An 11,664-nucleotide genomic window follows, 5' to 3' on the forward strand; every position below is an offset into this window, starting at 1 on the left:
CTCGCCGAAAGACGAAAACCGATGCCCGTCTCGCCCCTTGACTCCCCTTCGGCGTGGAGTAGCGTCCGGCGCTTTTCTCGAAATGGCCCAAGAACTTAAAGATACGCTCCTGCTTCCGAAGACGGATTTTCCCATGCGGGCAAATCTCGTGTCCCGTGAGCCGGAGCGAATTAAGCACTGGGACAAGCTCGGCCTCTACAGTCGCATCCAGGCCAAGCGCGCCAGCTCCGGGAAGAAATACGTGCTGCACGACGGCCCGCCGTTCACCAACGGCGACGTCCATATCGGCACCGCGTTGAACAAGTCGCTCAAAGACTTCGTCAACCGCTACAAGTCGATGCGCGGCTACGCGACGCCCTACGTGCCCGGCTGGGACTGCCACGGCCTGCCGATCGAGCAGAAGGTCAGCCGCGAAATCCAGGAGCAGAAGCTTAACCTCACGACCGCCGAGTTGCGCGCGAAGTGCGACGCGTTTTCCGAAAGCTGGATCGCGAAGCAGACCGCGCAATTCAAGCGCGTCGGCGTCCTCGCCGACTGGGCCAACGAATACAAGACGAAGGCGCCCGCGTTCGAGGCGGACATCCTGCGCACCTTCGCCGCGTTCGTGGAGCAGGGCCTCGTCTATCGCTCGAAGAAACCCGTTTACTGGTCGATCCCGTTCGAAACCGCGCTCGCCGAAGCGGAAATTGAATACAAGGACCACGTCTCGCCCTCGATCTGGGTGAAGTTCGCCGTGCCGGCCGATCAGGCTGCGAAGTTCGGCCTGCCGACCGACAAGCCGCTCTTCGTCGTCATCTGGACGACCACGCCGTGGACGATCCCCGCCAATCTCGCGATCGCGGTGCACCCGGAAGTGCAATACACCACCGTCGATATCGGGCCAGAGCGAATACTGATCGCCCTTTCACTGGTCGGCCCGACGCTGCTCGCCGCGAAATTGGAGCTGCCTCAGAGCGCGATACTGAATCGGGCTTGGAACGGTAATGGTGCCCAAATTGAAGGCCTTCAGGCGCGCCACCCCTTCATCGACCGTGCTTCGCCGATCGTCTTGGCCGACTACGTCACGACCGACAGCGGCACCGGCTGCGTGCACACCGCGCCCGGCCACGGCGCGGAGGACTATCTCACCGGTCTCAAATACAAACTCGAGATCTACTGCCCCGTCGGCGACGACGGCCGCTACCTCGACGACGGCAAGGTGCCCGCCGACATGGTCGGCCTCACGACGCTCGAGAGCGTCGAAGACCTCGCCGCCAAGAAGACCTCGCCGGCCAACATCGCGGTGTTGAAGAAACTCGACGCCGCCGGCGCGCTCCTCGCGAAGCAGCGTTACGAGCACCAATACCCGCATTGCTGGCGCTCGAAGACGCCGATCGTCTTCCGCGCCGTCGACCAGTGGTTCGTCTCGCTCGACAAGGCCGGCCACCGCCAGATCGCGCTCGGTGAGATCACGAAGATCGCACAGACGCAGGGCTGGATTCCCGCGTGGGGCGAAGCCCGCATCCGCGGCGCCGTCGAATCGCGTCCGGATTGGTGCATCAGCCGCCAGCGCTCGTGGGGCGTGCCAATCATCGCCTTCTACGGCCCGAACAAGCAGGCTTTCATCGACGGCGGAGTCATCCGCGCCGTCGCCGACAAGATCGCCACGCGCGGCACGAATTTCTGGTATGCCGCTTCCGCCGCCGAGATCCTCGACGGCGTCTCGCTGCCCGCCGGCTGGCCGGCGACGACCGAGCTGACCTGCGGCCGCGACACGCTCGACGTGTGGATCGACTCCGGCTCGACCCACGCCGCAGTCCTGAAGCGCGGCCAGGGCGGCACGCATTGGCCCGCCGACCTCTACCTCGAAGGCAGCGACCAGCACCGCGGCTGGTTCCAGTCTTCCCTCTGGACGAGCGTCATCGCGTTCGGCGCGGCGCCCTACAAGGCCGTCCTCACGCACGGCTTCATCGTCGACAAGAACCGCCAGAAAATTTCCAAAAGCTCGACCTACCAGAAGCCGCAGACCGCCGAGGCCTACATCAAGGACCACGGCGCCGACGTCATCCGCCTCTGGATTTCCTCGCAGGATTTCCGCGACGACATCCCGGTCGACGAGGAAATCCTCAAGCACGTCGGCGAGGCGTATCGCCTTTTCCGCAATACGTTCCGCTTCCAGCTCTCGAACCTGTTCGACTTCGACGCGACGCAGCACGCCGTGCCTTACGCACAACTCGACGCGCTCGACCGCTGGGCACTGCACCAGACCGCTAAGCTCCTCGCGGAGTGCACGCAGGCCTACGACGCGTTCGAATTCCACCGCGTTTACCAGCTCTGCAACCAGTTCTGCTCGGTCACGCTTTCGGCGACGTATCACGACATCCTGAAGGACCGCCTCTACACGCTCGGCGCGAAGCACCCGCTCCGCCGCTCGTCGCAGACCGCGATCCACGCCATCTTCACGACCCTCGTGAAAATCCTCGCGCCCGTCCTGACTTTCACCGCCGACGAGGCGTGGAGCTTCGCCACCACGGGCAGGGAATACGCCGAGGATTCGATCCATTTGCAGGACTGGCCGACCGCGCCCATTGAGTGGACGGACAACAAGCTGGAAGAGGATTTTGCTGTTCTTCTCCGCGCAAGGTCTCAGGTCACCGAAAGTATAGAGCCGCTCCGGGTTGCCGGTCAGATCGGCAAATCGTTAGACGCCTCGGTAATCCTGTCGCCGTCTCCGTTTTCACCCTACGCCAGTGTTCTGAAAGATCATCAGACATCCTTGCCTGAACTTTTCATCGTCTCGGGTGTCAACGTTCACCCCTCAGCAAAGGCTGATGTTGACTTAGCCGTCTCCATCGCACCAAGCGGACAACAGGGCCTTGTCCGCTGCCCGCGCTGCTGGCGCTGGGTTCCGACTCTCGCGCCCACATCGCACGGAGAGGTTTGCCCTCGCTGTGCCGACGCTCTTAATTCCTGACCCCCCCGAACTCCCCATGGCCAAGAAGCACCCCGCCAAAAAGCTTGTGAAGAAAGCGACTCCCACGAAATCCGCCAAGCCGGCGAAAACTCTCCCGGCCAAGAAAACTCCCGCGCCCACCAAGGTCGCGGCCAAGCCTGCCGCGGCCAAGCCCGAGCCTTCCAAATCAGCCCCGGCCCCCGCGCCCAAGGCTAAAGGCGCGATGAGCGCGGCCGATTTGAAGCGCATGATTCTCGAGCGGAAATCCGCGGGCCCCGCGAAATCCATTTCCTTCTCGCTGGATGAAGTCCGCGAGATCGCGAAGAAGAACGAATCGACCGTCCCCTCCACGGAAAAGACCGCGAAGACGGCCAAGTCCGCCACCGGCAAGATCGCCGACGCCCACGCCAAGCACGACAAGCCGCACAAGCCGAACCACGTGAAGGCCGCCTCGCTCGCCGACATCCTCGGCTTCGCCCCCGGCAAGAAATCTCACAAACCGGTCATCGTCCACGAAGACGAAGTCCCGGAAAAATACCGCCGCTACTACAAGATGCTCACCGAACTCCGCTCCCACGTGATGGAGAAGCTCGGCGAGCACACCGAAGACACGCTGATGAAGTCCTCGAAGGACGACTCTGGCGACCTCTCCGGCTACGGTCAGCACATGGCCGACGCGGGCACCGACACCTTCGACCGCGACTTCGCCCTCTCGCTCGTTTCGAGCGAGCAGGAAGCCCTTTCCGAGATCGAGGCCGCCATCAAGCGCATCCACGACGGCACCTACGGCATCTGCGAATCCACGCAAAAGCCCATCGCCAAGGAACGCCTGCTCGCCGTGCCCTTCACCCGCTACTCCGCCGAAGCCCAAAAGGACGTCGAACGCCACTCCCACCGCTCGCAACAGCGCGGCGGCCTGTTCGGCGACGCGGGCGATGAAGAAGGCGGCGGCAAAGCCTCCGACGACGACGGCGGCGGCGACGAGTGACGCGGCTGATTTTGGATTTTGGTATTTCGATTTTAGATTGAGCTCTGATCCAGGCATTCCGATGTCCGTGACCAAGCCCGCGATAGCGCCTGCCCAATCCCAAATCCAAAATCCGAAATCCAAAATCGAGCGCACCCTCGCCTATCGCCGCCTCTGGCTTGTCGCGTTCGGTGTCTACGTGCTCGACCAGCTCACGAAGCTGGCGATTGAGGCGCGTCTGCCCTACCCGACTTACGGCCCACCCGCGCACGTCCCGGTTATCGACGGGTTCTTCAACCTCGTGCACGTCGGCAACACCGGCGCGGCTTGGAGCATTCTCAGCGGTCGCGGCCACTGGCTCGGCCTGCTCGCCGTCGCGACCCTGATCGCGATCTATTTCTGGCGCCACACGCTCGGGCTGCGCAACGGCATCGTGCAACTCTGCTTCGGCGGACTCTGCGGCGGCACCGTCGGCAACCTCACCGACCGCCTCCGCGTCGGCCACGTGGTCGACTTCCTCGACTTCCATTTCGGCAGCTACATCTACCCGTCGTTCAACGTCGCCGACATGGGCATCGTGTGCGGCGTCTTCGGCTACATTCTCTGGTCGTTGAAGCAACCGGCGGAATCCGGGCGGTAGGGCGCCGACTCCGTTCCGCTCCGAGCGGCGGCGAAGGGACTCGCCGCCCTACCTCATTCCACGTTCGCCATCTGCTCGCGCACACGCTCGAGCTCGTTCTTGCACTCGATCACGCGCTGGCTGATTTGCAGGTCGTTCGCCTTGCTGCCGATGGTGTGAATCTCGCGACCGATCTCCTGGATGATGAACTCCGCCTTGCGGCCCACTTCACCTTCCGAGCGCAACAGCTCCCTGAGTTGGCCGAAATGGCTCCGCAGCCGCGTGATTTCCTCCGTCACGTCGCAACGGTCGGCGAACAACGCCACCTCCTTGAGCACGCGCTCGTCGCTGACGTCCAGCTCGAGCCCCGCCGCGCGCAAGCGCTGCATCAGCTGCTCACGGTAGCCCGGCGCCACATGCGGGGCACGCTGCGCGATCGCCTCGACGTGCCCGTGCAGTTTTTCGATCCGCCCGAGAAAATCCACCAGCAGCGCCTCGCCCTCCTTCGCGCGCATCGCCCCGAGCCCGCGCAATGCCGCCAACAACGCCTGCTCCACCGCCGGCCACGCCTGCTCCACCGTGCCGAGCTTGCCGCCGCCGCCCTGCGAACTGGCGATCTCCCAGAGCAACTCCGCCGTCGGCGCGAACGGCACGCCGCGCGCCTGCGCCAGCGAGCGCAGCCGATCCAGCGTTTCCGTGATGGCCTCCTCGTCCCAACCGGCCTCGAATCCGCCGGTCACTTCCACGACGACGTGGACCTTGCCGCGCACGACGACTTTGCGCACGGCCTCCGCCACGGCGGACTCCATCGCATCCCAGGCGTCGGGCAGGGCCATCGTGAGGTCGAGGCCGCGCCGATTGACCGAGTTCACCTGCACGGTGATCGCGTGTGTGCCGAACTGGGCGGATCCGCGGCCGAAGCCGGTCATCGAATTCATGACCGAACTCCAACCTCCAAATCCGGAAAGGCCAAAGCAAAAACCAACCGCCGGCCTGGCACCATCAGCCCAGCATCCGCTGGACCTGCTGCACGTCCTTGTCGCCGCGGCCGCTGAGATTCACGACGAGGATTTGCCCGGGCTTCATCTCCTTCGCGCGCTTCACGGCGTAGACGAGCGCGTGCGTCGATTCGAGCGCGGGGATGATGCCTTCGAGGCGCGAGCACAGCTGGAACGCCGCGAGCACCTCGTCGTCGGTCGCGTAGGCGAATTGGATGCGGTTGAGGTCGCGATAAAACGCGTGCTCCGGTCCGATCGCGGCGTAGTCGAGTCCCGCGCTCACGGAGTGCGTCAGCTCGATCTGTCCGTCCTCGTTCTGGAGAATGTAGGTCTTGCCGCCCTGCAACACGCCGAGCCGGCCGCCTTCGAAGCGCGCCGCGTGCTCGCCTTTGCGGATGCCACGGCCGCCGGCTTCGACGCCGGTCAGCGTCACACCGGTGTCGTCGAGAAATTCGAAGAACGCACCGATCGCGTTCGAGCCGCCGCCCACGCACGCGACGATCTCGTCCGGCAGCCGGCCCTCGCGCGCGAGGATCTGTTCTTTCAATTCGAGACCGATCACGCGGTGAAAATCGCGCACCATCATCGGATACGGATGCGAACCCAGCGCAGAGCCGAGAATGTAGTGCGTGTTGCGCACATTCGTCACCCAGTCGCGCATCGCTTCGTTCACGGCGTCCTTGAGGGTCTTCTGGCCGGACTCGACCGCGACGACCTTCGCGCCCATCAGGCGCATGCGAAAGACATTCAGCGCCTGCCGCTCCATGTCGACCGCGCCCATGTAGACCGTGCAATCGAGACCGAACTTCGCGCACACCGCCGCGGTCGCGACGCCGTGCTGGCCCGCGCCGGTCTCAGCGATGATGCGCTTCTTGCCCATGCGCAGCGCGAGCAGCGCCTGGCCGAGCGCGTTGTTGATCTTGTGCGCACCGGTGTGGAGCAGATCCTCGCGCTTGAAATAGATCTTCGCGCCCCCGCAGTGCTGCGTCAGTCGCTCCGCAAAATACAACTCGGTCGGACGCCCGGCGAACTCCTTGAGATGCCGCTTCAAGTCCGCCTGAAAACTCGGATCGTCCTTCGCCGCGGCGTAGGCTGCGGTCAGCTCCTCGAGCGCGGTCATCAGCGTCTCGGGCACGTAGACGCCGCCGTAGGCGCCGAAATGGCCCGACGCGTCGGGTTGGTGGAAGCGCTTTTCGGACGTGGCGACGGGAGCGGACATCGGGCCAACGGGTAGGCTCGGGACCGGCAAACGCAAACGCGTTTTCCCGTTATGCCAGTCGCTCAGGATTGCGGCGCGGACACGCGTGCGGCGGCCTCGGGCGGAGCGACGCGCGCCAGCAACGCGAGGATGACTTCGCGCGGCAGCGGAAGGACGTTCAACACGTGCAACGCGGAGGTCTCCGCGAGGATGTCGCGGGACGTGAAGTCGATCCGCTGGATCGGCGGATACCCCGCGAGCGTCGGCTGCCGCCCGTGACTTTCCCAGTGCTTCGCCTCGGCCGGCGCGCCGCAGACAACACCCGCCACCCACATCGCCGGACCGTCCACCGCGACCGCGAGCGCATTTTCCCGCCGCGTCCAGTTGCTGAAATCCCGGAAGCGTCGCGCGTCCGGATGTGCGATGAGCGCCGCCGCAATCCGCTCCGCACGCGCCGGATCGAGGCGCAGCTTGAGCAACCGTTGCCAGATCGCAGCCGTGCCGACATCGTCCCCGATCGTGGCGGCGAGCTCGAACTGTGTGAGCGCGTGCTCGAACTCCCCGAGCACCGGTCCGTAGAAATCGAGCAGCGTCTGCGCCGCCCCCGCGTCGCCGATTTCCGCGCAGCGCAGCACCTGGAATCGGACGTAGAACGGATTGTGCGGCCCGCGATACGGCGACGCGAGCAGCGCGCGCGCCTGTGCGAGCTGTCCCGCGCGCACGGCGAGCTCGGCCCGCATCAGCGTTTGCGCATGCGGTGCGAGGAGTTTGAGGCGCGGCTCCCATTCCGGTTTCTGCCGCGCCAATTCCGCCGCCTCCGCTCCGCGCACGCCCAACAATGCCGCGCGCACCCACACTGCGGCGTGCGCCTGGTCCGCCTGTGCCCGCGCCAGGCTGAAGCCCACGAGTGGCGCGAGGCGATAGAGCGAGAGCAACGTATCGTGGTAGACCACTGCGGTGCGGTCCGCGTTCGCCGGGAACCGCGTGAGCAGCCGCGCGAATTGCGCGTCCGCCGCGAGGAAGCTGCCTTGGAACATCGCGATCTGCGCGAGCATGAGCGAGGCGGGATAGTTGGACGGATCGCGCTCCTGCGCGGACAACAGCGCGAGGTGGGCCTCGCTCAACCGACCACCAAGAAATGCCTCGCTCGCCCGCTCCAACATCCGTTGCGCCTGCGCGGGCCGGATCTCCGGCCAGCGCGAAGGCAACGCGACCTGCCAATAGTTCACCGGCACGCGGCCGATGACGCGCAGCACGGTGAAGCCCACGAGCGTCGCTCCCATGTAGGCTCCGAGCGCGACTGCGAGCAAACCCAGCACGACGCGGCCCCAGAACGGCCGCACCTGCGTCGCCGGCACGGAGCACACCCAGCCCTCGTCGGTGCCGAAGAGCAGCGGACAAACGCGCCGGAAGCGCTCCGGCTCGTTCCAGCCGAGCACCGCGTCGCAGCCGACCATCCGGCCGCGTCCGTGATCGCTTTCGTTCTGGCAGGGACAGCGAGTGCGCCGCCCGCGCAGGACGTAGGCGCTCTTGCGGGTGTTCCAATAAAACGCGGCTACGACCAAACGCACGCAGTCGGCCAGCCAGCGGGAAAAACGTCGCAGCATGCTGCGCGACTCAGCGGCGACGCGCAGCGAGACGCTGGCGCCGATAGGCGACCACTCCGCCGGCGAGCAGAAGCGCGCCGAGTTGCGCGTAGGTTGCCGGCTCCGGCACGCGGCCGAAGGCGTCGATCTGCGGCGTGATCGCGCCGAGGTCCGCCCAGGTCGCGGTGTTCTCCGGTGTGCCGTTGGTGAGTGCGGCCTTGCTGGCGCCGAAGAGGTCCTGGTTGAGCGCGTTCAGTTGCGTGCTGGTGAACGCGATGTAGGAAATCTTGGTCGTGTAGTCGTAGACGAAATTCGAAAACGCCGGTCCTGCATAGGCACGGATGCCGGCCTGCATGTTCGCAAAGCTCACGGCGAAGGTCAGCCATGAGTCCTGCGTGCCGGCGAAATTGAAGCCGTCGTTTGTGGCCTGAAGATCGTAGGTCGTGTTGACCGTGAGGCTGACCGCCGTGGTTTGGTTCGTGTCGATCGTCCACGTCGTCGTGCTGGGACCGGTGTTGGCGCCGGCCCCGGGCGTGCCGAAGTAGACCGTGCGCGCGCGGTTGTTCACGTTGCCCGAGCCTTCGGACATCACCATCATGACATCGACCGAGCCGTTGCCATCGAGATCGAGGCCGAGGCCGGCATTGCCGCCGTTGCCGCCGAACTTGTCCGCCCCGGAATAATCGTCGAAGCGGAACCGCCAAGCCACGTAGTCAGTGCCGCCGATCGTGCCGGCGGTCTGCTGCATGCCGTAATGGGTCGCGTCGCCCACATAGTCGTCCGTATGCTGGCCTGTCTGTTGATCGTTCTGCGGGTCGGTCATCACCGCTCCCGCGCCGGTATACCAGGCGTTCCAGCCGGTGGAGCTCGTCGAAGTGACGCTGATCGCCGACTGAGCGCGGACCACGCTTGCGCCAGCCCAAACCGCCACTCCACCAAGGAGTATGCGGGCCATGCGGCGGGCAGCGTGGGTGAAATTCATCCTGCCGCAGAAGTGGCAGGTTTTCCCCCCACTTGAAAACCACGCATGTGCACATGGCCACTAGGCCCTATTCGTTAGGGCCTAGGATCGGCCGGCCAATCACCGAGCGCCGAGTCCGGCGTGCGCCGCGGTATGCCTACCGAGTGTCCCAGCGCGCGACATCCCGCAACGACACCGCAGACAAAGGGAGCAATGCGCGAGGCCGCGCATTTTGCCGCCGCACTCCGGCTCGCTTCAGACGCGGTGGCGAATCGTGAGCAGCGTGAAATCGTCCCGCGGTTCGCCGCGACTGAAGCTGCTGACGGCCTTCATGATTGCCGTGTTCACGATGGCCGCGGATTGGTCGCGGTTGGCCCGCACGGTGTCGGCGAGACGTGCATTGCCGAACTCGCGACCGTCCTCGTTCGGAGCTTCGGTCAGTCCGTCGGTGAAGAGGACCAGTGTGCCGCCGACGCCGAAGCCCACTTCGCGGTCGGCGATGACGGCATCGAACACGTCGCTGTCCACCAACCCGAGCGGCATGCCCTCGGAACCAACAAACTCGTGCCAGAACTCCGCTCCCACCGTCCGCACCAGCAACGGCAACTCGTGTCCGGCGCGGGCGAAAACCAAATACGACCGGGCCGCGTCGATGATCGCGTAGGTCATCGTCACATACATCCCGGCGCGGATGTCGGGCGAAAGCCCGCGATTCAACTCGCGCAACGCCGCCGCCGGCGACGCGTGGTGCGGCGCGACCGCGCGCAGCTGCGTGCGGCAGATCGCCATGAGCAGCGACGCCGAAATGCCCTTGCCCGAGACGTCCGCCACCGCGACGCCCAGCCGACCGCCCTCGAGCGGAAACACGTCGTAGAAATCGCCACCGACCTTCTGCGCTGTCATGTAGCGCGCGTCGATTTCGAGGCCCGGCACCAGCGGCATCTCGCGCGGCAGGAGCATCTGCTGCACGTCGCTCGCGAGCGTGAGATCGAGATCGATGCGCTGCTTCTCGACTTGGAGCGCGACGAAATCGGCGTTGTGCACCGCGAGACCGGCCTGTTCGGCGAGCGTTTCCACGAGCGAATAGTCCGTGCCGGTGAAGGGCAGTCCGTCGGCCGCGTTGCACACGCAGAGCACGCCGATGAGGTTTTCGCGCACCATGATCGGCGCGGCGATGACGGAGCGCACCACCAGTGCGGGATCGTCGTGCTTCACGACGCGCGCATCGCCGGGCGCGTTGACGACGAGTTCGCCGCGCCCGGTCGCCGCGACACGGCCCACGATGCCCTCGCCCACCGGGAACGACTCGGAGCGCAACACCTGCTCGATGAACTTCGCGCGCGAGCCCATCTGCATGCGCTGCGTGTCGGGGATCGGCCGGTGCGGCGGGAAGAGACCCTCGACCGCGACGCCGCGCATCATGTCGTCTGCGCCCTTTTCGAAAATGCACGCGCTGAGCGCGCCGGTGCTGAGGATGGAGGCGTGCACGATGCGCTGGAAAAGCTCGTCGCGCGAGAGCCGCTCGCCCACCGCGTCGACCATCGTGTGCATGTAATCGAGCACGATCTGCCGCTCCTCGAGCAGCGACGTCTTCTCCTCCTCCAGCCGCGCCGCCTGGCGGTTCGCCCGCCAATAGAAGGCGTAGACGAGCATCGCACCGGCCATCGCGCCGAGGAGGAACAACATCATGGTCCGGACAAATTGAAACCCCCGCGCCGCAAAGCCCAGCCGATTTCAGCGATCGGCACCTGGTAGCCCGCGAGCTCCGGGCGCGGGTCCCAAGACGCGTAAATACGAAACCCGTCCTCGGAGAGGACGGGCTACCTCAAGAAGCCATGCGTTCGGCTGGTCGAACGCCCCTTCGCGCCGGGCGAAGACGGGCCTGCTTACCGTCCGGTCTCGACCCGGTTGCGCAGGAAGGCGAGCACGTCCTGGAACTTGGCCGCATTGGCCGAATCCGCGCTGACGAGGTTTTCGTGCGCTTCGAGGACAAGCTTGGCGCTCTCGATCTCGTTTTTCTTGGCCTCGGTCAGCGCCTGCGCCGTCGAACCGTCGAAGGCGAGATTCGCGACGCCGGAGTCGACCGTGGCGAGGCGGTGGAGGCCGAGATTGCGGATGAGCTCGAGGTTGCGCTCCCCGACGCGCACGAGCGTCAGACTGCCGGGCGGGCTGAGCTTGCGCATCTGCAACGCGGCGCCGGCGAGGACACCGAGGAAGGTGCTGTCCATGCTCGTGCACGCCTGGAAATCGAGCGCGAAGCGGGTCTTCCCCTGTCGCACCATCTCGTTGAAGAAATCCTTGAGACAGCCGCTGTTCGTGAACGCCGCGCGACCATCGATGCGGACGAGCACCGGGTCCGAGTAGGCGTTGACGAGAAAGACGGGTTTGGCGGAGTCAGGCATC

Annotated in this window: 9 protein-coding genes; 3 read left to right on the forward strand and 6 right to left on the reverse strand. The window is 65.5% G+C overall.

The genetic code is table 11. The annotated features are described in order from the left end of the window. Positions 1–82 precede the first annotated feature (82 nt). The 3 genes from ileS to lspA all read left to right on the forward strand — a co-directional run bounded on the left by ileS (position 83) and on the right by lspA (position 4,539). Positions 83–2,953, forward strand: coding sequence for an isoleucine--tRNA ligase (gene ileS / locus KF715_03755; GenBank protein ID MBX3735782.1), 2,871 nt, complete (start codon positions 83–85; stop codon positions 2,951–2,953). 16 nt (positions 2,954–2,969) lie between these two features. Continuing rightward, positions 2,970–3,920, forward strand: coding sequence for a TraR/DksA C4-type zinc finger protein (locus tag KF715_03760; protein ID MBX3735783.1), 951 nt, complete (start codon positions 2,970–2,972; stop codon positions 3,918–3,920). Between the two features lie 61 nt (positions 3,921–3,981). After that, complete coding sequence (gene lspA, locus KF715_03765) at positions 3,982–4,539, forward strand: signal peptidase II (protein MBX3735784.1); 558 nt, start codon at positions 3,982–3,984, stop codon at positions 4,537–4,539. Between the two features lie 53 nt (positions 4,540–4,592). Here lspA and KF715_03770 read toward each other — a convergent pair whose 3' ends face one another. From KF715_03770 to KF715_03795, 6 genes are all read right to left on the reverse strand, one after another. Next, entirely contained in the window at positions 4,593–5,456 is an 864-nt protein-coding gene (locus tag KF715_03770) for a YicC family protein (GenBank protein ID MBX3735785.1), read from the reverse strand. Positions 5,457–5,520: 64 nt separating this feature from the next. Continuing rightward, positions 5,521–6,735 (reverse strand): tryptophan synthase subunit beta, encoded by a 1,215-nt coding sequence (trpB, locus tag KF715_03775; protein ID MBX3735786.1) that lies wholly within the window; start codon positions 6,733–6,735, stop codon positions 5,521–5,523. A 62-nt stretch (positions 6,736–6,797) separates the two neighbouring features. Beyond that, positions 6,798–8,321 carry a hypothetical protein gene (locus tag KF715_03780; GenBank protein ID MBX3735787.1) on the reverse strand — a complete coding sequence of 508 codons (1,524 nt, stop codon included), beginning with the start codon at positions 8,319–8,321 and terminating at the stop codon, positions 6,798–6,800. Between the two features lie 10 nt (positions 8,322–8,331). After that, positions 8,332–9,255 carry a hypothetical protein gene (locus KF715_03785; GenBank protein ID MBX3735788.1) on the reverse strand — a complete coding sequence of 308 codons (924 nt, stop codon included), beginning with the start codon at positions 9,253–9,255 and terminating at the stop codon, positions 8,332–8,334. A gap of 261 nt (positions 9,256–9,516) precedes the next feature. Beyond that, positions 9,517–10,947, reverse strand: a complete 1,431-nt coding sequence (locus KF715_03790; GenBank protein ID MBX3735789.1) for a SpoIIE family protein phosphatase — start codon at positions 10,945–10,947, stop codon at positions 9,517–9,519. Between the two features lie 200 nt (positions 10,948–11,147). Next, positions 11,148–11,663, reverse strand: coding sequence for an STAS domain-containing protein (locus KF715_03795; protein MBX3735790.1), 516 nt, complete (start codon positions 11,661–11,663; stop codon positions 11,148–11,150). Position 11,664 lies beyond the last annotated feature (1 nt).

It is taken from the genome of Candidatus Didemnitutus sp., from assembly GCA_019634575.1.
Taxonomy (GTDB): Bacteria; Verrucomicrobiota; Verrucomicrobiia; order Opitutales; family Opitutaceae; genus Didemnitutus.

Bases quoted from the DNA above. Each gene is read 5' to 3' on its own strand.
- KF715_03760 (MBX3735783.1), top strand. From the start codon at position 2,970: ATGGCCAAGAAGCACCCCGCCAAAAAGCTTGTGAAGAAAGCGACTCCC.
- lspA (MBX3735784.1), top strand. From the start codon at position 3,982: ATGTCCGTGACCAAGCCCGCGATAGCGCCTGCCCAATCCCAAATCCAA.
- KF715_03795 (MBX3735790.1), bottom strand. From the start codon at position 11,663: ATGCCTGACTCCGCCAAACCCGTCTTTCTCGTCAACGCCTACTCGGAC.
- KF715_03780 (MBX3735787.1), bottom strand. From the start codon at position 8,321: ATGCTGCGACGTTTTTCCCGCTGGCTGGCCGACTGCGTGCGTTTGGTC.
- trpB (MBX3735786.1), bottom strand. From the start codon at position 6,735: ATGTCCGCTCCCGTCGCCACGTCCGAAAAGCGCTTCCACCAACCCGAC.
- KF715_03770 (MBX3735785.1), bottom strand. From the start codon at position 5,456: ATGAATTCGATGACCGGCTTCGGCCGCGGATCCGCCCAGTTCGGCACA.
- ileS (MBX3735782.1), top strand. From the start codon at position 83: ATGGCCCAAGAACTTAAAGATACGCTCCTGCTTCCGAAGACGGATTTT.
- KF715_03790 (MBX3735789.1), bottom strand. From the start codon at position 10,947: ATGTTGTTCCTCCTCGGCGCGATGGCCGGTGCGATGCTCGTCTACGCC.
- KF715_03785 (MBX3735788.1), bottom strand. From the start codon at position 9,255: ATGGCCCGCATACTCCTTGGTGGAGTGGCGGTTTGGGCTGGCGCAAGC.